Raw genomic sequence first — 23,821 nt, forward strand, 5'->3', positions numbered from 1 at the left:
TACAGCCGCCGGACCTCCCCTTGACCGACTTGGCCTCGACCGGCTCGGCCGGTCATCGAGCCTCCTGTGAACGGGCAAGACGCGTGGCTGACCGGACCCTGGCTGACCAGACTCTGTCGACAAGTGAATGGCCGGCAGGCGCCGTGCCATCCGACCTGATACCGCGGAGCCGCAAACGGCTTGGCTGGGCGCTGATGGCTGCTGCAACGCTAGGCCTTCTGGCGGTGATTGCGCTGCAGATCCTTTACAAGAGCGATGTCGACACTATCGGCTTCGAGACGTGGCGGCCGGTGGTCTACGCCTATGTGCTGTGGGGTGTCGCGCTCGGCATCGGCCAGGTGCTGACGCGCGGCGAGGATGGCCAGCGCGCGTTGTTCCTGCTGCCGGCGCTGCTGTTCACCATTGCCATGGTGATCTTCCCGACATTGTTCGGCTTCTACATCGCGCTGACCGACTGGAACCTCAGTTCCTTCAGCGGCCGGCAGTTCAACGGGCTCGACAATTTCTGGCAGATGCTGAACGACGCCTATTATCGCAACGCCCTGTTCAACATGGTGCTCTACGTGCTGGCCGTGTTCGTCGAATATGTCATCGCCTTTGGCCTGGCGCTGCTGCTCAACGCGCAGATCCGGGCGCGAAAATTCTTCCGCGTCGTCTTTCTCATGCCCCTGATGCTGTCGCCGGTGGCTGTGTCGTGGATGATCGGCAAGTCGCTGATGGAATACCGCTTCGGGCCGGCCGCAACGCTGGCGCGGCATCTCGGCTGGGAAAACCCGGCCTTCTTCTCCAATCCGATCACCGCCCGCATCTCGATCATGGTGCTCGATGCCTGGACGTTCATCCCGTTCATGATGATCATGCTGCTTGCCGGCCTGCAGGCGATGTCGCGCGAGGTGCTCGAGGCAGCGCGTGTCGATGGCGCCACCGCCTGGCAGACCTTCTGGCAGGTCACCTTCCCGCTGATGCTGCCGGTCTCGGTGACGGCGGTCATCCTGCGCATCATCTTCAAGCTGAAGCTCGCCGATATCATCATCACCGTTACCTCCGGCGGCCCGGGCGGCGCGACTGATTCGGTGTCGAGCTTCATCTACCGCGAATATCGCGACCGTTCGAATGTCGGCTACGGCACGATGCTGGCGATGGCCTATTTGATCATCATCATCGTGTTTGTGACCTGGCTACTGAAATTCGCCAGCCGCTTCGTGCGCAACGTCAACTGATCGGGCCGGCAAGATGAGCGTTCAAACCACCGACTTTGCCGCCTCCGAAATCCGCTCGCCGGCGGCGTTCTTCGCCAACCGCGTCTTCATCTACGGTGCCCTCATCTTCTGGGCCTTCATCTGCCTGTTCCCAATCTATTGGACGATAACCACCTCGTTCAAGACCGCGGTCGACGTCACCCAGGGCCATCTGATCCCGTTCGTCGATTTCAAACCCGACTGGAAGGGCTGGCGTTCGCTTGGCCTGTCGCCGGACTCGATCTTTCGGACGTCGACGGTGCGCGACGAATTCATCAAGCGCTTCATGAATTCGGTCATCACTTCGGTCGGCGCGTCGACCCTCGCCATCGTCATCGGCAGCCTCGCCGCCTATGGGCTGACCCGCTATCGTTACAAGTTCGCCTGGTTCAGGAACGAGGACATTTCCTTCTTCTTCCTGTCGCAGTTGATCCTGCCGCCGGTGGTATTGGCCCTGCCCTTCCTCGTGCTCTACCGGGAAGTCGGCCTGCTCGACACGCGCGTCGGGCTGATCCTGCTCTACACGCTGATGGTACTGCCGATCGTCATCTGGATCATGCGCGACCAGTTCAATTCGATCCCTGTCGAGCTGGAGGAGGCAGCACTCGTCGATGGCCTGTCGATCTGGGGTGCCTTCTTGCGCATCGTCATGCCGATCGCGCTGCCGGGCATGGTCGCGGCCTTCATCCTGGCGATGGTGCTGTGCTGGAACGAGTATTTCTTCGCCGCGCTTTTGACCTCGACCGATGCCAAGACCATTCCTGTCATGGTGGCGAGCCAGACCGGCTCACAAGGCATCAACTGGTGGTCGATGGCAGCGCTTGCCACCGCGGCCATCACACCGCTCGCCGTCATCGGCATTGCGCTCGAGCGTTACCTGATCATGGGCATGACGGCGGGCGCGGTGAAATAGGCGATGGCCAACAAATACTGGTTCGCACGCAACAGGCGCGGCAGCGGCTACGCCAAAGGCGTGATGCCGATCAGTTGGGAAGGCCGGGCCGTAGTCGCCGGTTTTGTGATGGCGATCATTGCCGGCGGCTTGATCATGCTGCTTCTCGGCCTCTACGCGAACCTGATGGCACTCGGCATCGTGATTTACGTCCTGCTGGCTATCTGCGGCGCCGGCACGTTCATCTGGGCTGCGGCGACCAAGGTCGATCCCGAAAAGACCATGGCCGACTATCAGGCGGAAAGGCTAAGAGCCCGGTCGTCCGGGATCTAGACAGCACCTAACCCAAAAGTGTTGCCCGCAAATGATCGAGGATCATGGCAACCCCTTTTTGCCCCAGTTCCGCCGAGGCTTCGGGCGCACTTGCCGTGTACCAGCCGGTGTTGTCGGCGAAGCGGCCGGCATCCACCGCTTCCGGGCACAGCGCCAGCATCAGTGACGTCTCGCCGGTGCCGGCATGGTCGAACGGGTACTGGCTGTGCATTGAAGCCGGCATCAGCGGATGCACCTGTACCCAGTTGAAGAAATTGCTGCCCTCGGCGTGCTCGGCATAATAGTCAGCCATCGCCGCAGAGCCCCACCAGCCTTCGCCGCGTTCTTTCTCCAGGAAGCGGAAGATCGCTTGTCGGCCGGCGCCCTTGAAGGCGAGATCGGTTGGCATGCCGGCAGCAAAATTCTCGGTTTGGTGGTGAATGATGGCGTGGATGTTGCGGAAGCCAATGCGCAGCAAGCTGTAGAACAATTCTTCCGCAAATGGCGCCAGCACATTGCCGCCGACCTGCACCGAGCCGCTGCCTTCCGGCGCCGCAACGGCATAGCTTGCCGCGCCGTAATAGAAGGGCGGCAGAATGACGATTTCGGCCTCCGTTTCGAACAGTTCCAGGCTCTTGACCACGGCCAGCGTGTCCATGCCGACGGCCATGTGCTCGCCGTGATATTCGAGCACACCGAGCGGCAACACGACCGGCCGGTTCTCGGCGATCGCCTTGCGGATCTGGTGCGGCAGCATCAGTTCGTAGCGCATGACACCTACTCCATATTGGTGTGGCGGGCGCGCATCGCTTCCGGCGAGACGCCGGTCAGATCCCTGAGCTTCAGCACCATCACTTCGAAGAGGACGAACAGCGCGCCTTCGAACACCGAGCCCATCGGCAGGACGGATGTCTTTTCCGGACCCTGGTCGTCGGCCATGGTCTGAGCCGGGATAAGCAGCGTGAAGTCGGCCAGCTTCGCGGCAGTGCTGTCGGCTTGCGCGGTGAGCAGCAGGACGACGGCACCGGCCTCGCGCGCGACCCGCATCAAGGTCAGCACCGTCGATGTCTCGCCCGGGCCGGAGCTGGCGAGGAAGACATCGCCCGCGCCCAGCGGCGGCGTGGTCATGTCGCCGACGACCGACACCGGCAGACCGAGATGGTAGAGCCGCATGGCAAAACCCTGGACCTGCAGCGCCTCGCGGCCGCAGCCATAGGTGACGATCTTTTTCGCGCCGGCCAAGATGGCGCAAGCCGCGTCAATGCGGCTTTCGTTGATACGCTCCAGCACGGTGCCAAGCTCGCTCAGCGCAATCCCAAACAGGTTTTCGCCGTCGTCCGTCATGACATTTGCACCAGCTTGCAGGTACCGGAGAACCACATGAACATCTCAGTCACATTTGCCCCGAACAGCTTGTTTTCATTCATGCTATCACCGCGAAAATTGGTGTCCAACGGCACGCAGTGCTTTTGATGCGCTACAGCCGTGATAGTGTCACGGCAAATCGCAAATGAGGAAACGACAGCATATGAAGACACGGCATTTCGACCGCATCGGCAATGGCGGCATCAACTTCACCGAGCTCGGCTTCGGCACCGCGCCGCTCGGCAATCTCTATCGCGCCGTGTCCGATGAGGATGCCAATGCCACGCTGGAGGCGGCATGGCGGGTCGGCTGCCGCTACTACGACACAGCACCGCTCTATGGGCTCGGCCTCGCAGAAACGCGGCTTAATCCGTTCCTGCGTTCGAAGAGGCGCGACGACTACGTGCTGTCGAGCAAGGTCGGGCGCATCATGCGCGCCTGCCCGCCGGAACAGCGCACCGGCATCGGCAAGTTCTTCGACACGCCGTCGCGCCGCGAGGTCTACGACTACAGCTATGACGGCGTCATGCGCTCGTTCGAAGCCTCGCTGGAACGGCTCGGCGTCGACCGCATCGACATCCTCTTCGTGCACGATGTCGACATCTTCACTCATGGCAGCAAGGAAGCCTCGGACCAGCGCATCCAGGAATTCATGAGCTCGGGCTACTATGGATTGCTGGCACTGCGCGACCAGGGCGTAATCAAGGCGTTCGGCGGCGGCATCAATGAGTGGCCGGTTGCCCAGACGCTGGCCGAGCGCGGCGATTTCGACCTGTTTCTGCTTGCCGGGCGCTATACGCTGCTGGAGCAGGAGGCGCTGCAGTCTTTCCTGCCTCTATGCCAGCAACGCGGCATCGGCATCGTTCTCGGCGGGCCGTACAATTCCGGCATTCTGGCAACCGGGCCGAAGCCCGGCGCCTACTACAATTATTCGGAAGCGCCGCAGGATATCATGGACCGCGTCACCCGCATCGAGGCCGTCTGCAAGCGCCACGGCGTGCGCCTGATCGAGGCGGCGCTGCAGTTTCCGCTGCTGCATCCTTCGGTCGTGTCGGTAGTCCCGGGCGGCCAGCGGCCGGGCGAAGTCGAAAGCAATCGCTCGCTGCTCGACACAAAACTGCCATCGGCGCTGTGGGCCGATCTCAAGAAAGAAGGCTTGATGCGCACGGATGCGCCGACGGCATAGCGCCGCCTTTCCAACGACCTGCGGGCACAGAAAAGAAAAACCGGATATGCCGGCTTTTCTTTTCTCTGAAAGACTTAAGGAGGCGCTTAGTTGACCGCGTCCTTGAGGCCCTTGCCGGCCGAGAACTTCGGCACGGTGCGCGCCGGGATCTTCACTTCCGCACCGGTCTGCGGATTGCGGCCGGTCGACGCGGCGCGTTTTGACACGGTGAAATTTCCGAAGCCGACAAGCCGGACATCGCCGCCCTTTTTCAGTTCGCCGGTGATGACGGAAAACACCGCATCAACCGCCGACTGCGCGTCACCCTTCGAAATACTCGCGGCATCGGCGACAGCGGACACCAGTTCGTTCTTGTTCATAAAAATTCCCTTCCATGAGAAAACCGGAACACTCGACTCATCCGGCAGGAAACGGACTTTAGAAAGAAGCGCTCCGCCAACCAAGTCGAAAAGCGCCAAGAAAGTCGAAAAAAGCCCGGAAATCCGGGGTTCTTCACATGAAAAAGCCGGGCTCAAGGCCCGGCTCTCTCTTGTGCATTGCAACTTTAGCAAGAACTAATGCGCCAGCGATTTACCTGCCTCGTCTCCGACATCGACCACGGCCGGCGCATTGACGGGTTCGACCCACTGGATCGGTTCCGGCATGCGCACCAGCGCATGGCGCAACACTTCGCCAACGCGTGAGACCGGAATGATCTCCATGCCGCTCTTCACGTTCTCCGGAATCTCCGCCAGATCCTTGGCGTTCTCTTCCGGGATCAGCACCTTCTTGATGCCGCCGCGCAGTGCGGCAAGCAGCTTTTCCTTAAGGCCGCCGATCGGCAGCACCCTGCCGCGCAGCGTGATCTCGCCGGTCATCGCCACATCGGCCTTGACCGGGATACCGGTCAACACCGAGACGATCGCCGTCGCCATCGCCACGCCAGCCGACGGTCCGTCCTTAGGCGTTGCGCCTTCTGGCACGTGCACGTGGATATCGCGCTTGTCGAACAGCGGCGGCTCGACGCCGAAATCGATGGCCCGCGAGCGGACGTAAGACGCCGCCGCCGAGATCGATTCCTTCATCACGTCGCGCAGATTGCCGGTCACCGTCATGCGGCCCTTGCCGGGCATCATGACGCCTTCCACCGTCAACAGCTCGCCGCCGACTTCCGTCCAGGCGAGCCCGGTGACCACGCCGACCTGATCGTCGCTCTCGACCTGGCCGAAGCGGTAGCGCGGAACACCAAGGTAATCGGCAAGATTGTCCGCCGTGATGTTGATCGTCTTCTTCTTCGTCTTCAGGATCTCGGTCACCGCCTTGCGCCCGAGCTTCATCAGCTCGCGCTCCAGGCTCCTGACGCCCGCTTCACGGGTGTAGGTCTGGATGATGCCGCGGATCGCGTCCTCGCCGACGGAGAACTCCTTCGGCTGCAACGCGTGGTCGCGGATCACCTTTGGCATCAGGTGACGCTTGGCGATTTCGATCTTCTCGTCCTCGGTGTAACCGGCGATACGGATGATCTCCATGCGGTCCATCAAGGGCGCAGGGATGTTCAGCGTGTTCGCCGTCGTCACGAACATCACGCTCGACAGGTCGTATTCGACCTCGAGGTAATGGTCCATGAACGTCGAGTTCTGCTCGGGATCGAGCACCTCGAGCAAAGCCGATGACGGATCGCCGCGGAAATCCTGGCCCATCTTGTCGATCTCGTCGAGCAGGAAGAGCGGGTTGGATTTCTTCGCCTTCTTCATCGACTGGATGACCTTGCCGGGCATCGAGCCGATATAGGTGCGGCGGTGACCACGGATCTCGGCCTCGTCGCGCACGCCGCCCAGCGCCATGCGGATGAACTCACGACCGGTCGCCTTGGCGATCGACTTGCCGAGCGAGGTCTTGCCGACGCCGGGAGGTCCGACGAGGCACAGGATCGGCCCCTTCAGCTTCTTCTGGCGGCTCTGCACGGCGAGGTATTCGACGATGCGGTCCTTGACCTTGTCGAGGCCGAAATGATCCGTATCGAGCACGTTCTGGGCAAAGGCCAGATCCTGCTTGACCTTGGAGTTCCTGCCCCACGGGATCGACAGCAGCCAGTCGAGATAGTTGCGCACGACGGTCGATTCAGCCGACATCGGCGACATCGTCCGCAGCTTCTTCAGTTCGGCTTCTGCCTTTTCGCGGGCCTCCTTGGAGAGCTTGGTCTTCTTGATGCGCGCCTCGATCTCGGCGGCCTCGTCGCGGCCGTCCTCGCCTTCGCCGAGCTCCTTCTGGATCGCCTTCATCTGCTCGTTGAGGTAGTATTCGCGCTGCGTCTTCTCCATCTGGCGCTTGACGCGCGAGCGGATGCGCTTCTCGACCTGGAGCACCGAGATTTCGGCTTCCATGAAGCCCATCGCCTTCTCCAGCCGTTCCTTGACGGAAAGCGTGGCGAGCATCTCCTGCTTCTCGGGGATCTTGATGGCAAGATGCGAAGCGACCGTGTCGGCGAGCTTGGAATAGTCGTCGATCTGGCTGGCGGCACCCACCACTTCGGGCGAGATCTTCTTGTTCAGCTTGACGTAGTTCTCGAAGTCGGTGACGACGGAACGGGCCAGCGCCTCGACCTCGACCTCTTCCTCCTCCGGTTCGACCAGCGCCGCAGCACGGGCTTCATGGAAGTCGGGACGGTCGGTGAACGCGACGATTTTCGCGCGCGAGGCGCCTTCGACCAGCACCTTCACGGTGCCGTCCGGCAGTTTCAGCAATTGCAGCACATTGGCGAGCGTGCCGATGTCAAAGATGGCATCGGGCTCCGGATCGTCGTCGGCGGCATTCATCTGGGTCGCAAGCAGGATCTGCTTTTCCTGACCCATCACTTCTTCCAGCGCCTTGATCGACTTTTCACGCCCGACGAAGAGCGGAACGATCATGTGCGGGAACACCACGATGTCGCGCAGTGGGAGGACTGCGAAGACGCCGTCGCTGGGAGCCTTGGATAATTTGGCCATTGTCCAACCTTTCATGTCGCGGCCGCCAATCGGCCAACCGCGAATCTCATATTAACGACCGGGGATCGTTCCGCCTACCACCGTTTGTGACGGGAGTTTTACAGCACAGAATTCGGCACCACGGCCTTCTGCCATTAGTTGGAGGCACAGGGGGTAAAGATCAAGGGTCAACACGGTCCGTCCCTCCAATCCGCGGCCATTACGCGGCGCCGTACGCAGTGTGCGACAGCAAAACGGCGCCCTGCGGCGCCGTTTCACAAAAATCCATTGCCGGCTCACGTCAGGCGCTGACGTTGCCCTTCTTTTCCTTCTGCTCGGAATAGATGTAGAGCGGCCTGGCGTTGCCTGACACCACCTCTTCCGAAATAACGACTTCGCGCACGCCTTCCAGCGCCGGCAGCTCGAACATGGTGTCGAGGAGGATCGCTTCCATGATCGAACGCAGGCCGCGCGCGCCGGTCTTGCGCTCGATGGCGCGCTTGGCGATCGCCGACAGCGCGTTCTCGTGGAAGGTCAGGTCAACATTCTCCATCTCGAACAGCCGCTGATACTGCTTGACCAGCGCGTTCTTCGGCTCGGTCAGGATCTGGATCAGTGCCGGCTCGTCGAGGTCCTCCAGCGTCGCCAGGACAGGCAGACGGCCGACGAACTCGGGAATGAGGCCGAACTTCAACAGATCCTCAGGCTCGACCAGGCGGAAAACATCGCCGGTGCGCCGATCCTCGGGCGAAGCGACGATGGCGCCGAAACCGATCGAGGTCTTCCTGCCACGATCCGAGATGATCTTGTCCAGGCCGGCGAAAGCGCCGCCGCAGATGAACAGGATGTTGGCGGTGTCGACCTGCAGGAATTCCTGCTGCGGATGCTTCCGGCCGCCCTGCGGCGGCACGGAGGCGACAGTGCCTTCCATGATCTTCAGCAGTGCCTGCTGCACGCCCTCGCCCGACACATCGCGGGTGATCGAGGGATTGTCCGACTTGCGCGAGATCTTGTCGATCTCGTCGATGTAGACAATGCCGCGCTGGGCGCGCTCGACATTGTAGTCGGCCGACTGCAACAGCTTCAGGATGATGTTCTCGACGTCCTCGCCGACATAGCCGGCCTCGGTCAGCGTCGTCGCGTCGGCCATGGTGAAGGGGACGTCGATGATGCGGGCCAGCGTCTGCGCCAGCAGCGTCTTGCCGCAGCCGGTAGGGCCGATCAGCAGGATGTTCGACTTCGCCAGCTCGACGTCGTTGTTCTTGCCGGCATGGGCGAGGCGCTTGTAGTGGTTGTGGACGGCCACCGACAGCACACGCTTGGCGTAGGGCTGGCCGATGACATAGTCGTCGAGAACCTTTAGGATTTCCTGCGGGGTCGGCACGCCCTCGCGCGACTTCACCATCGAGGTCTTGTTCTCCTCGCGGATGATGTCCATGCACAGTTCGACGCATTCGTCGCAGATGAACACCGTCGGCCCGGCGATCAGCTTGCGCACTTCGTGCTGGCTTTTGCCGCAAAACGAGCAATAAAGCGTGTTCTTGGAATCACCGCTGTTGTTGCCGACCTTGCTCATTTTCATGTCCTTTCATGGCCGCCCGCCGATGGTCTGGTTGAAAGGGCGCATATTCAATCTATCGCGGGAATCCGCCGCCGCCAGTGCCCCGGCTCCCGCAACGCATTCCGTACGAAACACAAATCGGAAAACGGGGCAATGATTCGAACAACCCCACGCAAAGCTAAGCCGTCGAAAATCAACATAGCCTTAACGTAGGCAATTGCACCCGTCGAGGGAACAGCCAATTGTGGCCGAAATGCCGCAAGCTGCGCCAAAAGCGTGTGATCCCCGCCACTCACTGCCACCGCAGGGCCACCGCGTGCCTATAAGGCAATACCTTCGACCGGCTCACGTGACGAAATGACCTTGTCGATGAGGCCGAAATCCCTGGCCTCGTCGGCAGTCATGAAATGGTCACGGTCGAGCGTTTTTTCAATCTCATCGTAGCTCTTGCCGGTGTGCTTGACGTAAACCTCGTTGAGGCGGCGCTTCAGCTTGATGATGTCCTGGGCATGGCGCTCGATATCGGAGGCCTGGCCCTGGAAGCCGCCGGACGGCTGGTGGACCATGATGCGGGCGTTCGGCGTCGCAAAGCGCATGTCCTTGTGGCCCGCCGTCAAGAGCAGCGATCCCATCGATGCGGCCTGGCCGATGCACAGCGTCGACACGGCAGGCTTGATGAACTGCATGGTGTCGTAGATCGCCATGCCGGAGGTGACGACGCCGCCGGGCGAGTTGATATAAAGGTTGATTTCCTTCTTCGGATTCTCCGCCTCGAGGAACAGCAGCTGCGCGCAGACCAGCGTCGCCATGCCGTCCTCGACCGGGCCGGTGATGAAAATGATGCGCTCCTTGAGGAGCCGCGAGAAAATGTCATAGGCCCGCTCGCCGCGATTGGTCTGTTCGACCACCATCGGAACGAGGTTCATGTAGGTTTCGACGGGGTTCTTCATGGACTATCCCTTTTTGAGGATGGGATTCCGGCGCCGGAGATTTGCAATCGGGCAGAATCGGTTCTGGATCGTTATTGTGTAAATAGGATGCCGGCTCACCCTAGCGCAAGGCCGCCTCTCCTAGCCATCCGGTTAAGTCGAATCAAGGTTTCCAAACCAAGTTTCGCCCGTCGCCGTGCCGGCAGCCCTCTCCTGCCGCCGGAAGGGACGCTCATGCTTGGCCGTTGTTTAGCAGTTTCTTAACCGCATCGCTTAACGAAAAGCGGTGAAACCGCTTTTTCCAGCCGCGGCTTGCCCTACAATCCAACGTTGAACCCGCTTCACGCAGTTCAAACAGGGGGAGTGCGATGATCAGGAAAACTGCTTCCTTGGCTCTTACCGGCATCGCCGTACTCGGCATGGCATCCGAAACGGCTGCCAGCGGACGCGCGGTTGAATGCTACGAGAAGGTCAACCGGCCGGCCGTCTACGACACGGTCTATGAGGACGTGCTCGTCAGTCCGGCCGGCCAGCAGGTGGAATACGAGGCGCCAATCTACGGGACGCGCGAGCGCGTAGTGCAGATCGCGCCGGCGCGCGTCAGCTACGAGATCGCGCCCGCCATCACCCGCACCATCTACCGGTCCGTGAGGGTCGACGACGGCGGCTATTCCTGGGAATGGCGCATCATCAATGGTCGCAAGGTCCTGTGCAAGGTCAGGCACAAGGCGCGCTATGAACGTGTGGCCGAGATCGTCGTGGTTGAGCCGGAACGCCGGCGGCGCGTTGTCCTCCCCGCCGAATACGAGAGCGTCGCCGAAGAGGTGCAGGTGCGGCCGGAGCAACGGCGCATCATCGACATTCCAGCGTCTTATCAGACAGTGGCGCGCCGCGTGGTGGTCAGGGAGGGCTCATCCAGCTGGCGGCGCGTGCATATTCCGAGGCATTGCCGATACTAGGCGCTCAGGCCGCCTCGGCCCTGAGCCATTTCTTCAGGCCGTCGACATCGCCATTGCCGACGCAGGCCGCAACCCTTCTGCCAACTGCCGCGCCGAACTTGTAGCCGTGGCCGGAGCAGGCCGAGACGACCAGGCATCTGCCCTTTTGGTGGGCCAGAAATTTCTGGTCGGCGGTGAAGGTGTAGGCGCAGGTGACCACCTCGGTGACCTTGTACTCCGCGATACGGGCAATCGGCGGCGAAAACAGGTTGCGGATCGCCTCACCCTCGCCCGGTACCGGTTGACGGTTCCAGTCGGCATCGCTGGTCGGTACTCGGTGCAGGCCTGAGCCGAACTTCATGCCGGCGCCGCCGGAGGGCGGGATCACGTAGCCGTCGACGGAGCCACCGACGTCGAGCACAACCGGTGCTGCCTGCCAGGCTGCCTTCAGGTCCACCGGCGGCTCGACATAGGCGAGCGCGGTGCGCCAGGTTTTCAGCTCGCCATCCAGCTCCGGGAACAGTTTTAGCACCCAGGCGCCGGCAGCGACGACGATCCGGTCGGCCTGCATCGTTTCGCCCCTCGCAAGCACGACATGTCCGGCGTCGGCGTCGATCTCGACCACCTTGCTGTTTTCGTAGACATTGGCGCCGTTCGCGCGCAGCCATCTGGTGAGGCCCGAGGCGATCTTGCGGCAGTGCAAGGCGCCACCGTCCGGTGAAAAATATGCATAGCGGAATGAACCGGGTTCTAGGAACGGCCAGCGGTCGACCGCGGCGTCCGGTTCGAACAATTCGAACGGGTAGTTCCCGGCTTCCATGCCTTCGCGGTATTCCTCGGCCTCATCTCCCGGCTCGCGCGAAATACAGATGAAGCCGCGCGGATCGAGATGGCTTTCGCCGAGATCGGCCCACATTTCGTCCCAGGCTTCATAGGCGTTGGTGATCAGCCGGCCGTAGCCCGTCCTGGCCCGATAGGCGCGGCGAATGATGCGATGGTGGTCGCCGGAGGCGGCGAGCGGATTGGGGATCGGTCCCTGCTCGACGATCGAGACGAGGTGACCGGCCTTGACCAGCGACCACGCCGTGGAAAGCCCGGCAATGCCTGCACCGACCACGATCACATTCATGAAAACCGTCCTTCCACAACCGCTTTGGTGGCTCACCTCACGGGAGGGCCAACATACGGTCTGGCACCAGACTGGCAAGCCTTGGAGCGCCGCGCGTCCTTCGACGCGCAAAGGACGCTCCAACACTTTGAATCTGCGCATGATCCTTTCCGAAAACCGATTCCGGTTTTCGGGGTCATGCGCTAATGGTCTGGCATGACCGAATTGAAGCCGCCCTACCTTGCCTTTGATCCAGCCACCCGCCGACTGCGGCTCGATCCGCACGAGCCGGCTTTTTTTCAGGACCCTTACGAAGCCTACGCTTACCTGCACGGTGCATCGAGCGCCATCTTCTGGGAAGAATTTGGTTTCTGGTGCTTTGGCGGCTTCGACGACGTCAACCGTCTGCTGCGCGATCGCCGCTTCGGCCGGCAGAACCCGGCCGGCATTCCGGACAGCCGGGGCATCGGCCAGGATCGCACGCATCTCAGCGCCTTCGACGGCATCGAGGCCAATTCGATGCTGGAGCTGGAACCGCCCGTCCACACACGGCTCAGAACGCTGGTCAACCGCGCCTTCGTCTCGCGCCAGGTCGAGCGGCTCAGGCCGCGCGTCGAGGCGCTGGCCAACGAACTGATCGACCGTTTCGAACCAGGGGAAGTCGACCTGCTGCCGGCGTTCGCAGCTCCCTTGCCGATCACCATCATTGCCGAGATGCTCGGCGTACCGGTCGACATGGGGCCGCAGTTGCTCGACTGGTCGCATCGGATGGTCGCCATGTACATGCATGGCCGCACCCGCGAGACGGAGGACACGGCCAATCGCGCCGCGCGCGACTTTTCGGATTTTTTGCGCGGCTATGTGGCCGAGCGGCGAAAGAGGCCGGGCGAGGATCTTCTGTCGCTGCTGATTGCGGCACAGGAGGACGGCCAAAAACTGTCGGAGGACGAACTGGTGTCCTCGGCCATCCTGCTACTCAACGCCGGTCACGAGGCGACCGTTCACCAGACAGGCAATGCGGTGCGCTCGATCCTTGCGCAAGGCGGCGACCCGCGCCGCTTCTTCGCCTCACCGGAAGCAACAGCCGCGACGGTCGAAGAGTGCCTGCGCTTCGACGCGCCGCTGCACATGTTCACGCGTTATGCCTATCAGGAGGTCGAGGCTGGGCCTGGGATCATCGTGGGCCCTGGCGAGACGATCGGTCTGCTGCTCGGCATGGCCAATCGCGATCCCGTCGCCTTTACCGAGCCCCTCGCCTTCAGGCCGGACCGCGCCGACCAGAAAAACCTGTCGTTCGGCGCCGGCATTCATTTCTGCATCGGCGCGCCGCTCGCCCGGCTCGAATTGCAGGTGTCGCTGAAAACCTTGTTCGAACGCCTGCCGCAGCTGCATCTTGCCGAACAGCCGCGCTTCCAAGACAGCTATCATTTCCATGGGCTGGAAACGCTCGCCGTGCGCTTTTGAGCATTCGGTCCGGCAGGCTCAGCCGCAAGGGTGATCAAAGCTTGATCACATACTCCTTGCGAGTCGTTTCAAGGACTTCCCAGCTGCCCTTAAAGCCCGGCCTCAGCACGAAACTATCGCCGGCCCCGACAGTGCGCGCATCGCCGCCGTCTTCGGCGATCACCGAGACCCCTGACAGGATGTGGCAGAACTCCCATTCATCATATTCGATGCGCCATTTGCCTGGCGTCGCTTCCCAAATGCCGGCATAGAGGCCGCCGTCCTGTTCCTCGACATTCCAGGTGCGGAATTTCGGATCGCCCGAAATCAGGCGATCCGGCGCCGGTGCGCCAAGTTCCGGTGCGACGGTTTCGACGCCGACGGAGAGAAATCTCGGCGTGGTCATGGCGATCAGACCTTGGCGAGAGCCTGTTCCAGATCGGCGACGATGTCGTTGACGTCCTCGATGCCGACCGAAAGCCTGACCGTGTCCGGCCCTGCTCCCGCGTTGATCTTCTGCTCGTCGGAAAGCTGGCGATGCGTGGTCGACGCTGGGTGGATGACCAGCGACTTGGTGTCGCCGACATTGGCCAGGTGCGAGAACAGTTCGAGCGCTTCGACGAATTTGATGCCCGCCGCGTAGCCGCCCTTCAACCCGAAGGTGAACACCGCGCCGGCGCCGAGCGGCGAGTACTTCTTCTGCAACGCATTGTTCTTGTCGTCGGGCAGGCCGGGATAGGACACCCAGGCAACCTTGGGGTGGTTGGAGAGCCACCCGGCGACCGCCACCGCATTGTCGCAGTGGCGCTGCATCCTGAGCGGCAAGGTTTCCAGGCCGGTCAGGATCAGGAAAGCGTTGAACGGCGAAATCGCCGCGCCGATGTCGCGCAGGCCGAGCACGCGGGCAGCGATGGCAAAGGCGAAATTGCCGAAGGTTTCGTGGAGGACGAGGCCGCCATATTCGGGGCGCGGCTCCGACAGCATCGGATACTTGCCCGACTTCGACCAATCGAAGGTGCCGCCATCGACGATGGCGCCGCCGATGGAATTGCCGTGACCGCCGATGAACTTGGTCAGCGAATGCACGACGATGTCGGCGCCATGTTCGATCGGCCGCAGCAGATAGGGCGAGGCCAGTGTGTTGTCGACGATCAGCGGCAGGCCGTGCTTGCGGGCAATGTCGCCGATCTTCTCGATATCGACGAAGACGCCGCCCGGATTGGCCAGGCTTTCGATGAAGATCGCCTTGGTCCTGTCGTCGATCTGGCTCTCGAAGGTCGAGATGTCATTGGTGTCGGCCCAGCGCACCTGCCAACCGAAATTCTTGAAGGCGTGGCCGAACTGGTTGATCGAGCCGCCGTAAAGCTTTGTCGCTGAAACGAAATTGTCGCCGGGCTGCATCAGATTGTGGAAGACCAGCACCTGCGCGGCATGGCCGGAGGCGACCGCAAGGCCTGCCGTGCCGCCTTCGAGTGCCGCGATGCGCTCTTCCAGCACCGCCTGTGTCGGGTTCATGATGCGGGTGTAGATGTTGCCGAACGCCTTCAGCCCGAACAGCGAGGCGGCGTGGTCGGCATCGTCGAAGACAAAGGAGGTCGTCTGATAGATCGGCGTCGCTCGCGCCCCAGTCGCCGGATCCGGCTTGGCGCCGGCATGGACGGCGAGCGTGTTGAACCCGGGCGTGCGCTGAACCATGTCGATATTCCTCTCCTGCCCACTGATACGGCCGGCATTGTTGGCCGATCATTGGCGCGAATGCAAAGGAGAAAAATTCCAGCCGACTTGTTCCTTCGGTGCAACCGGCTCGGGCATCGCGGGCTGAGGAGAATGGATTTGCGCCTCGCAAAAGATTGGGCCGGCGTGGCTCCCCGCCACAAGCCTGCTTCGCCGGCTCGCCACCCCGCGAAGCCGCCGCCTTCTTCCATAAGCCATCCGTAAGTCCGGCTCTGTCAGCCTGCGCGTCGGCAGCAATTTATTGCCTCCGACCATGGCAACAACCATGGGACTCCCAAGCATCCGCTGATGGACAAAGGCGATTATTCAAGGAGTATCTCAATGACGCTGCTGATCAATCTGCAAAGCATCAAGTGCCTCAACGAGACCAACGAGCTTTCGGCTTCCGACGAAGTCTACGTCCTGGTGAGCGTGGCGAACATGCGCCCCACCGCGCCGGGACTGCCCGCCGTGCCGGACCTCCAGGTCTTCAGCTTCGGCATCTTCGAGGACATGGACGACGATGACGAGCATCCCGTCACCGTGAACGGGCAACCGTTCTGGGGCACGAACGGAACCCCTCAGCCCATCCAGAATCCGGCCGACGTGGCAATTGTCGTCTCGCTGATGGAGCAGGACAACGGCTCGCCAAATCAATACCGGAACCTGGTGAGCATCAGGGGGGCGGCCTCGCTTACGGCGTCGCTCGGTGACCCCGACCCGCGCAATCGCGCGGCGCGGCTAACCAGCGACATCGGCAGCGTGTTGAACGGCATCGACCTGCCGATCCCCTTCGCGCTCGACGACGACCATCTCGGCACGCAGGAGCTCAGGCTGGAGGGGGCAGACCTGATAGATTTCGGCGTCAGGGACCGGCGCATGATCATCGAAGGCGACGGCGGAACCTACGAGCTGATCTTCCGGATCACCTTCGTCGGGACGTTGCGCGACGTGCCCGGCGTCAAGGGCATCGCATCGCTGGCCCGCATTCCGGGAAGCATGGAAATCTGGTGGACCAGCCCCAGCGGGTCGATCGAGGTCGGCTTCTGGTACGACGGTGGCCGTTGGAACCGCTATCGCCTGGCACCGGACGGAAGTGCCGCGCCTGGCACCGCCATCGCCGCCGTCTCACGTATCCCGCAAAGCATGGAGGAATGGTGGATCGGCCCAGCTGGATCGGTCGAAGCCAACTTCTGGTACGAGGGGGGCCAGCCGACCCGCTATCAGCTGGCGCCGAACGGCAGCGCCGCTCCCGATGGCGGCATCGTAGCGGTATCGCGCATCCCGAACAGCATGGAGGTCTGGTGGATCGGGCCCAACGGCTCGATCGAAGTCGCCTTCTGGTATGAGGGCGGCCAATGGACGCGGTATCAGCTTTCACCGGACGGCAGCGCCGCCGTCGGCGGCACCATCGCCACGCTGTCGCGCATCCCGAACAGCCTCGAGCTCTGGTGGATCGGGCCGCACGGATCGGTCGAAGCCAACTTCTGGTATGAAGGCGGCCAGCCCACCCGCTATCAGCTCGCGCCGAACGGCAGCGCCGCGATCAATGGCGGCATTGCAGCAGTTTCCCGCATCCCTGGCAGTATGGAAGTGTGGTGGACGGGGCCGAATGGGTCGATGGAGGCCGCGTTCTGGTACGAGGGCGGACTGTGGACCCGTTATCAGCTCGCGCCGGACGGCAGCGCCGCGACCAATGGCGGTATTGCCGCGGTCTCCCGTATCCCGAGTAGCATGGAGCTGTGGTGGGTCGACGGCGGCGGACGGATCTCGGCCGCCTTCTGGTACGAAGGCGGACAGTGGACCCGGTACTAGCGATCGGCGGGCGGCACGATGAGGTTCCCGCTCTCCCAGATGCGGATGCGGGAACCTACTTCTGGCGAACGCCGAAACTCTGGAAACCCGGCCGCATCAGCGGCTTCTTCGACGACAGCACGCCGGAATTGACGCCGGTCCAGCCGATCTCGCCCGACAGCTTGCCATATTCGATCTTGGGGCAACGGTTCATCACCACCTTGATGCCGGCGGCTTCGGCGCGTGTGGCCGCCTCGTCATGGCGTATGCCAAGCTGCATCCAGATGACCTTCGGCAGCGGATCGAGCCGCAGCACCTCGTCGACAATGCCCGGCACGGCAGCGGACGCGCGAAACACGTCGACCATGTCGACAGGTCCCGGAACGTCGGCGAGCCTGGCAAAGGTCATCTGGCCTAGGATCTCCTTGCCGGCCTGGCCGGGATTGATCGGGAACACCGAAAAGCCCTTGCCGAGCAGATATTTCAGCACGAAATAGCTCGGCCGCACGTCATTAGCCGACGCGCCGACCATGGCGATGGTCTTCACCGAATTGAGGATGCCGGCGATATAGGCGTTGTCGTAAGCGTCGTGGTTCATGCCTCGTCCTCATACAGCGCTTCGGCGAAAAAACCATCTGGATCGTTGCAAAAATTGCGCATCATGCGGAAATGATCGGTGTCGTGAAAATCGGTCGGGTCGAGCCCGGACCGGCTGATGCGGAACAGCCGCGCGCCGGGACAGGCCATCAGCAGCGGCGAATGCGTCGCCATGATCACTTGCGCCGTGCCGGACTGGTCCATCCGCCGCAGCATCTTGAGAAGTTCGATCTGGCGCGTCGGCGACAAGGCGCTTTCGGGCTCGTCGAGGATGTAAATGCCTTGCCGGCGGCAGCGCTCCTCGAAGAATCTGATGAAACCCTCGCCATGCGACCAGGACAGGAAGTCGGGCGGCGCCTCATGTGCGTCGATGGCAGCCTGATCTAGATAGCGGGCAACCGAATAGAAGGATTCGGCGCGAAAGAACCAGCCGGCGGTGACCTTCGGCAGCCAGTGGCCGCGCAACGTCGCCGCCAGCGCTGCGCCGCTCTTGTCGACGGCGCGGGAGTGATCGACCGGCATGTAGCCCTTGCCGCCGCCGGCTTCATCGTAGCCTGCCAGCGCGCCGATCGCTTCGAGCAGCGTCGATTTACCGGTGCCGTTCTCGCCGACGATGATGGTGATCGGCGTGGTGAATTCGAGCTCGAATTCATGGCGGTGAAAGATCGGCAGGTTCCAGGGATATTTTTCCCAATCGACGACCCGGCTGGGCTCGATCAGGATACGCTTCAGATAGGGTGCCTTCAGCCGCGTCAGTTGCTTGCGATGAGCCAGAGGGGAACCTCGTCAGGCCGGCAGCGAAATCGATCCGTCTTCCGCGATCGGAAAAGCCGGATTGTGCGCCACTTCCCAGACATGCCCGTCCGCATCGGCGAAATAGCCGTACCAGCCACCCCAGAAGGCCCGTTGCGCCGGCTTGACGATACGGCCGCCGGCCTTCTTGGCCAGCGCCAACACTGCATCGACCTCGGCGTCGGAGCGGGTGTTGTAGGCGAGGTAGACGGCCGACGGCGCGTTGCCGAAGGTCACGCCTGAATCCTCCTCGGCGCTTGGGCGCGGAAACAGGGCAAGGATGGCGCCACCCATCTGGAAGAAAGCAACGCCCTCGGTGATCCCGGCATGGCGGGTCAGGCCCATCGCCTCATAAAAGCGCGTGGCGCGGTCGAGATCGTCGGTGGCGATGGTGATGATGGAGATGCGCGGTTCCATATCCGCCTCCTATTCCTCCGGCCATTCCGGCTTGCGTTTGCCAATGAAGGCGCCAATGCCCTCTTCCGCATCGCGCGCCAGCATGTTCTCGACCATGACGCGCCCGGTGTAATCATAGGCCTCGGCCAGCCCCATTTCCGCTTGCTCATAAAAGGCTTCCTTGCCGATCTTGACGACCAAGGACGATTTGGACGCAATGGTTTGCGCGTATTTGGTGACAATCTGATTCAGATATTCGCGCGGCACGACGCGGTTGACCAAGCCGAATTCCTTAGCGGTTGCCGCTTCGATCGTTTCGCCGGTCAAAAGCATCTCCATGGCGTGCTTGCGCGAGACATTGCGCGACAGCGCCACCATCGGCGTCGAGCAGAACAGTCCAATATTGACGCCCGGCGTGCAGAAGGTCGCCTCGTGCGAAGCGATGGCGAGATCGCAGCTGGCGACCAGCTGCAATCCGGCCGCCGTCGCCAGGCCGTCGACTTCGGCGATCACCGGCTTGGGATGGCGAACGATCGCCTGCATCAGTGAAGCGCAGGCGGAAAACGTCTTTTCGAAGAAGGCCCTGCCGTGATCGGCATCGGCGCGGTGCGTGCTTAACTCCTTGAGGTCGTGCCCGGCGCAGAACACTTTGCCGGCCGCCCCAAGGACGATGACGCGGACGGACTTGTCGGCCTTGGCGCGGTCGAGTTCCGCCATCAGCGCCGCCATCACTGAAAGCGAAAGAGCATTGGCCGGCGGATTGGCGAGCGTCAGGCGCAGCACGCCCTTATCCAGCCGGGCGGCGACCGGCCCTTCGGCAACGGCAGGCTTGATGGCGACGATTTCGGCCATGGGTCATTCCTCCGCGATTCCGGATCGGTGATGGTCTAATCTAGTATGCGGGTCTCGCTTCGTCCAACACCCGCTTCTGCCATAATGAATGGCTGTTGCCAGAAACGGCACGCTACGCTCATACAGGCAGGCGCAAACGAGAGACCGACATGCCTGCTCAAAGCAATCTCAAGCCGGTGCTGACGGCTGCTGACGTCAACGCGCTTGTGGCGACTGTTTTCCCGCAGCTCAACGACCAGTTCACCTTCTACGAGGCGTTGGAGGTGTTTCCAGGCGGCTGTGTCGTGCGGCTCAATGCCGACGAGCGCCATTTGCGTCCCGGCGGCACCGTCTCGGGTTCGGCGCTGTTCACGCTGGCCGACATAGGCGGTTATGTCTGCGTGCTCTCGCATGCCGGACCGGATGCACTTTCGGTCACCACCAGTCTCAACATCAATTTTGTCCGCAAGGCCGAGGCCGGGCCGATCGACGGCCATTGCCGCATCCTCAAGCTCGGCAAGAGCCTGATGGTGTTCGATATCGACATCGTCGCCGGCCCGGAGGGACACACGGTAGCGCACGCAACGGGCACCTATTCGATCCCGCCAAAGCGGATTGGAGATGTGGTAAAATAATACCTTGTGCTCAAATCATTGTTTTTGCTTGATTTTACCCCAGAGATGGCTTTTCACGCGCCTTGACGTAGTCGCCGCTCTCTCCTATAAGCCCTCACGGAACAGCGGCCCGCAAAGGCCGCCGTTTTGTTATTGGCGGCGGGCAAGTGCCTTTCGCCAATCCAAGCAACAAGAAACGCCTTCTTTTGAAGGTCCGAACCGAAAGCAACAATCCATGACAACCTTTTCGCAGAAGCCTGCGGATGTGGTGAAGAAGTGGGTGCTGATCGACGCCGAGGGTCTCGTCGTCGGCCGTCTCGCCACTGTCATCGCCAATCATCTTCGCGGCAAGCACAAGCCCACTTTCACCCCGCATGTCGACGACGGCGACAACGTCATCGTCATCAATGCCGACAAGGTGGTGTTCACCGGCAAGAAGTTCACCGACAAGGTCTATTACTGGCACACCGGTCACCCCGGTGGCGTCAAGGAACGCACCGCGCGGCAGCTGCTCGAGGGCCGCTTTCCCGAGCGTGTCGTGGAGAAGGCCGTCGAACGCATGATCCCGCGTGGCCCGCTCGGCCGTCGCCAGATGAAGAACCTCCGCGTCTATGCAGGCACGGAACATCCGCATGTCGCCCAGCAGCCCGTCGTCCTCGACGTGGCCAAGCTGAACGCCAAGAACAAGAAGGTTTCGTAAGATGGCTGAGCTTTCCTCGCTCGCAGAACTCGGAACTGCCACCGGCAATACCAACACCCAGCCGGCAGCACCCGTCCATATCCAGAAGCTCGACAAGTCGGGCCGCGCCTATGCCACCGGCAAGCGCAAGAACGCCATCGCGCGCGTCTGGGTGAAGCCCGGGTCCGGCAAGATCGTCGTCAACGACAAGGTGTTCGCCGAATATTTCGCGCGCCCGGTCCTGCAGATGATCCTCAACCAGCCGATCATCGCTGCCAACCGCGCCGGCCAGTACGACATCGTTGCCACCGTCATCGGCGGCGGCCTTTCCGGCCAGGCCGGTGCGGTGCGCCACGGCATCTCCAAGGCGCTGACCTATTACGAGCCGGCGCTGCGCGCCGTACTCAAGAAGGGCGGCTTCCTGACCCGTGACAGCCGCGTCGTCGAGCGCAAGAAGTACGGCAAGGCGAAGGCCCGCCGGAGCTTCCAGTTCTCCAAGCGCTAAGCGCTGCGAAGCTACACAGAGTTCAAAGGCCGCCTTCGGGTGGCCTTTTTCTTTGTGCCGTGCCCGTGATGTCAGAGTTCATCGGCAATGCCTTGATGAAGTCGATAAACGCCCGCAGCGGCGCCGGCACGAGGCGCCGGCCGGGATAGTAGAGGAACGGCCCGGAGAAGCTCTGCCACCAAGGTTCGAGGACGGGTTCGAGTGCACCGCTCTCGAAATGCGGGCGAAGCCAATCCTCGAACAGCTTCACAATACCGGTGCCGGCGATCGCTGCATCAACGGCTAAATCGGCTGCTCCGCCGATCCCCACGATCAGTGGCCCCGTCGGATCGACCCGCACCACCTCGTCGTCGCGCTCGAACTCCCATGGCGTTATCGCACCGCTGGGAAAGCGGCCGCGCAGGCAGGCGTGGCCGAGCAGGTCGCGCGGGTGTTGCGGCCGGCCATGACGATCCAGGTAGGCCGGGCTGGCGGCGGTGGCGAAGCGCTGCACGCGCGGCCCGATCGGCACGGCGATCATGTCCTGTTCCAGCCGCTCGTCGTAACGGATGCCGGCATCGCAGCCGGCCGCCAGCACGTCGACAAAGCTCTCCTCGGCGATCACCTCCAGCCGGATACCGGGATAGGCGGCAAGGAACCGCGGGACGATGCTGGGCAGGACCAGCCGCGCCGCGCTGACCGGCACGTTGAGGCGCAGCGAGCCGGCCGGCCTGTCGCGAAAGCCGTTCACCACGTCCAGCGCTGATTCCACCTCGGTCAAGGCCGGACCGAGCCGCGCCAGCAGACCTTCGCCCGCCTCGGTCAGGACGACGCTGCGGGTCGTCCGGTTGAGCAGCCTGACACCGAGCTGCGTCTCCAGGCGGCGCACCGCCTCGCTCAAGCCGGACGCACTGCCGCCGCTGGCGCGTGCCGCATCCCGAAAACCTTTGGCGCGCGCCACGGCCACAAAGGCGTTCAGATCGCCGAGATCAATTTGCATTGTTCGTCATTCCGCACAGCCCGTGCGAATTGTACCCAATTATCACGAGATCGGACACCGTCTATCTGTGCACCATTCCCTGAAGGAGAAAGACCATGTCCAGCGTCGACCAGTCCGGCACATTCATCCTCGGCGACCGCAAAGTCAGACGGCTCGGCTACGGCGCCATGCAGCTCGCAGGGTCCGGCGTCTTCGGCCCACCAAAGGACCACGATGCGGCATTGGCCGTGCTGCGCGAAGCCGTTGCGCAAGGCGTCAATCACATCGACACCAGCGATTTCTATGGCCCGCACGTCACCAACTCGTTGATCCGCGAAGCGCTCGCACCCTATCCCGACGACCTCGTTATCGTCACCAAGATCGGCGCCCGGCGCGGCCGGGACGGATCATGGCTGCCGGCCTTCTCGGCCGAAGAGCTGACCAAGGCGGTGCACGACAATCTGCGCAATCTCGAGCTCGACGTGCTGGAGGTGGTTAACCTTCGGGTCATGTTCGACGCGCATGGCCCCGCCGAAGGGTCGATCGAGGCGCCGCTTGCGGCACTCGCCGAGCTTCAGCGACAGGGCCTCGTGCGTCACATCGGGCTGAGCAACGTCACCGCTGCGCAGATCGCCGAAGGCCGCAGAGTTTGCAAGATCGTCTGCGTGCAGAACCAGTACAATCTGGCGCATCGGGGCGACGATGCGTTGATCAACGACCTGGCCCGCGACGGCATCGCCTATGTGCCGTTCTTCCCGCTTGGCGGCTTCAACCCGCTGCAGTCGTCGACCTTGTCCAAGGTCGCCGCACGCCTCGGCGCCACGCCCATGCAGGTCGCGCTCGCCTGGCTGCTTCGCCGCGCGCCCAACATTCTTCTGATCCCCGGCACGTCTTCAGTTGCGCATCTCAGGGAGAACCTCGCCGCAGGCGATCTCGCGCTGCCGGAAGATGCGCTCGAGGCGCTGGAGGGCGTGGCGATGGCCGCTTGACCTGCGCACGAGGCGCGAGGTGCCGCCAGCCGGTGT

Annotated in this window: 25 protein-coding genes; 11 read left to right on the forward strand and 14 right to left on the reverse strand. The window is 62.4% G+C overall.

Annotated features, from left to right (window positions below; all coding sequences use genetic code 11):
• The first annotated feature begins 98 nt into the window (after positions 1-98).
• Genes NKH63_RS08900 through NKH63_RS08910 form a run of 3 tightly spaced genes read left to right on the forward strand, consistent with a single transcriptional unit; the run spans position 99 to position 2,463 of the window.
• The gene (locus tag NKH63_RS08900; protein WP_031193505.1) at positions 99-1,220 is read left to right on the forward strand and encodes a carbohydrate ABC transporter permease; all 1,122 of its coding nucleotides are present in this window, start codon (positions 99-101) and stop codon (positions 1,218-1,220) included.
• Positions 1,221-1,233: 13 nt separating this feature from the next.
• Entirely contained in the window at positions 1,234-2,151 is a 918-nt protein-coding gene (locus NKH63_RS08905) for a carbohydrate ABC transporter permease (protein ID WP_352456619.1), read from the forward strand.
• A 3-nt stretch (positions 2,152-2,154) separates the two neighbouring features.
• Positions 2,155-2,463, forward strand: a complete 309-nt coding sequence (locus NKH63_RS08910) for a hypothetical protein (protein ID WP_352481198.1) — start codon at positions 2,155-2,157, stop codon at positions 2,461-2,463.
• Between the two features lie 7 nt (positions 2,464-2,470).
• Here the strand turns inward: NKH63_RS08910 and NKH63_RS08915 are convergent, their stop codons facing one another.
• Together NKH63_RS08915 and NKH63_RS08920 are read right to left on the reverse strand one after the other, a co-directional pair.
• Positions 2,471-3,214: a creatininase family protein gene (locus tag NKH63_RS08915; RefSeq protein ID WP_352481199.1), complete on the reverse strand. Its 744-nt coding sequence runs from the start codon at positions 3,212-3,214 to the stop codon at positions 2,471-2,473.
• A gap of 5 nt (positions 3,215-3,219) precedes the next feature.
• Complete coding sequence (locus tag NKH63_RS08920) at positions 3,220-3,786, reverse strand: SIS domain-containing protein (RefSeq protein WP_023717330.1); 567 nt, start codon at positions 3,784-3,786, stop codon at positions 3,220-3,222.
• Between the two features lie 184 nt (positions 3,787-3,970).
• Here NKH63_RS08920 and NKH63_RS08925 point away from each other — a divergent pair, with 184 nt between their 5' ends.
• Positions 3,971-4,993, forward strand: a complete 1,023-nt coding sequence (locus NKH63_RS08925) for an aldo/keto reductase (protein ID WP_352481200.1) — start codon at positions 3,971-3,973, stop codon at positions 4,991-4,993.
• 86 nt (positions 4,994-5,079) lie between these two features.
• Here NKH63_RS08925 and NKH63_RS08930 read toward each other — a convergent pair whose 3' ends face one another.
• The 4 genes from NKH63_RS08930 to NKH63_RS08945 all read right to left on the reverse strand — a co-directional run bounded on the left by NKH63_RS08930 (position 5,080) and on the right by NKH63_RS08945 (position 10,449).
• Positions 5,080-5,352 (reverse strand): HU family DNA-binding protein, encoded by a 273-nt coding sequence (locus tag NKH63_RS08930; protein ID WP_006201846.1) that lies wholly within the window; start codon positions 5,350-5,352, stop codon positions 5,080-5,082.
• A gap of 195 nt (positions 5,353-5,547) precedes the next feature.
• Entirely contained in the window at positions 5,548-7,959 is a 2,412-nt protein-coding gene (gene lon / locus NKH63_RS08935; protein WP_352481201.1) for an endopeptidase La, read from the reverse strand.
• Positions 7,960-8,239: 280 nt separating this feature from the next.
• Positions 8,240-9,514 (reverse strand): ATP-dependent Clp protease ATP-binding subunit ClpX, encoded by a 1,275-nt coding sequence (gene clpX, locus NKH63_RS08940; RefSeq protein ID WP_006332719.1) that lies wholly within the window; start codon positions 9,512-9,514, stop codon positions 8,240-8,242.
• A 305-nt stretch (positions 9,515-9,819) separates the two neighbouring features.
• On the reverse strand, positions 9,820-10,449 hold the full coding sequence (locus NKH63_RS08945; RefSeq protein ID WP_023674655.1) for an ATP-dependent Clp protease proteolytic subunit: 630 nt from the start codon (positions 10,447-10,449) through the stop codon (positions 9,820-9,822).
• Positions 10,450-10,796: 347 nt separating this feature from the next.
• Between NKH63_RS08945 and NKH63_RS08950 the strand changes: the two genes are divergently transcribed.
• Positions 10,797-11,387 carry a hypothetical protein gene (locus NKH63_RS08950; protein ID WP_352481202.1) on the forward strand — a complete coding sequence of 197 codons (591 nt, stop codon included), beginning with the start codon at positions 10,797-10,799 and terminating at the stop codon, positions 11,385-11,387.
• 4 nt (positions 11,388-11,391) lie between these two features.
• Here NKH63_RS08950 and NKH63_RS08955 read toward each other — a convergent pair whose 3' ends face one another.
• Positions 11,392-12,495: an NAD(P)/FAD-dependent oxidoreductase gene (locus NKH63_RS08955; protein WP_352481203.1), complete on the reverse strand. Its 1,104-nt coding sequence runs from the start codon at positions 12,493-12,495 to the stop codon at positions 11,392-11,394.
• A gap of 195 nt (positions 12,496-12,690) precedes the next feature.
• On the opposite strand from NKH63_RS08955, the gene NKH63_RS08960 reads away from it, so the two are divergent.
• Complete coding sequence (locus NKH63_RS08960) at positions 12,691-13,938, forward strand: cytochrome P450 (protein WP_352481204.1); 1,248 nt, start codon at positions 12,691-12,693, stop codon at positions 13,936-13,938.
• A gap of 34 nt (positions 13,939-13,972) precedes the next feature.
• Here the strand turns inward: NKH63_RS08960 and NKH63_RS08965 are convergent, their stop codons facing one another.
• Together NKH63_RS08965 and NKH63_RS08970 are read right to left on the reverse strand one after the other, a co-directional pair.
• The gene (locus NKH63_RS08965; protein WP_352481205.1) at positions 13,973-14,323 is read right to left on the reverse strand and encodes a cupin domain-containing protein; all 351 of its coding nucleotides are present in this window, start codon (positions 14,321-14,323) and stop codon (positions 13,973-13,975) included.
• Positions 14,324-14,328: 5 nt separating this feature from the next.
• Positions 14,329-15,612, reverse strand: a complete 1,284-nt coding sequence (locus NKH63_RS08970) for an O-acetylhomoserine aminocarboxypropyltransferase (protein WP_352481206.1) — start codon at positions 15,610-15,612, stop codon at positions 14,329-14,331.
• A 360-nt stretch (positions 15,613-15,972) separates the two neighbouring features.
• Here NKH63_RS08970 and NKH63_RS08975 point away from each other — a divergent pair, with 360 nt between their 5' ends.
• Positions 15,973-17,445, forward strand: coding sequence for a PLL family lectin (locus tag NKH63_RS08975; protein ID WP_352481207.1), 1,473 nt, complete (start codon positions 15,973-15,975; stop codon positions 17,443-17,445).
• Between the two features lie 55 nt (positions 17,446-17,500).
• On the opposite strand, the gene NKH63_RS08980 is transcribed toward NKH63_RS08975, so the two are convergent.
• From NKH63_RS08980 to NKH63_RS08995, 4 genes are read right to left on the reverse strand one after another with little or no spacing between them, the layout of a single operon-like run.
• On the reverse strand, positions 17,501-18,022 hold the full coding sequence (locus NKH63_RS08980) for a CoA-binding protein (RefSeq protein WP_023717322.1): 522 nt from the start codon (positions 18,020-18,022) through the stop codon (positions 17,501-17,503).
• Positions 18,019-18,795: an AAA family ATPase gene (locus tag NKH63_RS08985; protein ID WP_352481312.1), complete on the reverse strand. Its 777-nt coding sequence runs from the start codon at positions 18,793-18,795 to the stop codon at positions 18,019-18,021. Before NKH63_RS08985 ends, NKH63_RS08980 begins: the two co-directional genes overlap by 4 nt.
• Before the next feature lie 12 nt (positions 18,796-18,807).
• On the reverse strand, positions 18,808-19,230 hold the full coding sequence (locus tag NKH63_RS08990) for a VOC family protein (RefSeq protein ID WP_023717320.1): 423 nt from the start codon (positions 19,228-19,230) through the stop codon (positions 18,808-18,810).
• A gap of 9 nt (positions 19,231-19,239) precedes the next feature.
• A complete protein-coding gene (locus tag NKH63_RS08995) occupies positions 19,240-20,061 on the reverse strand; it encodes an enoyl-CoA hydratase (protein WP_023717319.1) in 822 nt (273 codons plus the stop codon).
• Between the two features lie 149 nt (positions 20,062-20,210).
• Here NKH63_RS08995 and NKH63_RS09000 point away from each other — a divergent pair, with 149 nt between their 5' ends.
• The 3 genes from NKH63_RS09000 (at position 20,211) to rpsI (ending at position 21,838) form a co-directional block, all read left to right on the forward strand.
• Complete coding sequence (locus NKH63_RS09000; RefSeq protein ID WP_023717318.1) at positions 20,211-20,675, forward strand: PaaI family thioesterase; 465 nt, start codon at positions 20,211-20,213, stop codon at positions 20,673-20,675.
• A 214-nt stretch (positions 20,676-20,889) separates the two neighbouring features.
• Positions 20,890-21,354 (forward strand): 50S ribosomal protein L13, encoded by a 465-nt coding sequence (rplM, locus tag NKH63_RS09005; protein ID WP_023717317.1) that lies wholly within the window; start codon positions 20,890-20,892, stop codon positions 21,352-21,354.
• 1 nt (position 21,355) lies between these two features.
• Positions 21,356-21,838: a 30S ribosomal protein S9 gene (gene rpsI, locus NKH63_RS09010; RefSeq protein WP_292054385.1), complete on the forward strand. Its 483-nt coding sequence runs from the start codon at positions 21,356-21,358 to the stop codon at positions 21,836-21,838.
• 22 nt (positions 21,839-21,860) lie between these two features.
• Here rpsI and NKH63_RS09015 read toward each other — a convergent pair whose 3' ends face one another.
• Complete coding sequence (locus tag NKH63_RS09015; protein ID WP_352481208.1) at positions 21,861-22,817, reverse strand: LysR family transcriptional regulator; 957 nt, start codon at positions 22,815-22,817, stop codon at positions 21,861-21,863.
• A 95-nt stretch (positions 22,818-22,912) separates the two neighbouring features.
• Between NKH63_RS09015 and NKH63_RS09020 the strand changes: the two genes are divergently transcribed.
• Positions 22,913-23,785 carry an aldo/keto reductase family oxidoreductase gene (locus NKH63_RS09020; RefSeq protein ID WP_352481209.1) on the forward strand — a complete coding sequence of 291 codons (873 nt, stop codon included), beginning with the start codon at positions 22,913-22,915 and terminating at the stop codon, positions 23,783-23,785.
• The last annotated feature ends 36 nt before the right edge of the window (positions 23,786-23,821 follow it).

This window comes from Mesorhizobium sp. M0960, assembly GCF_040319055.1.
Lineage (GTDB): Bacteria > Pseudomonadota > Alphaproteobacteria > Rhizobiales > Rhizobiaceae > Mesorhizobium.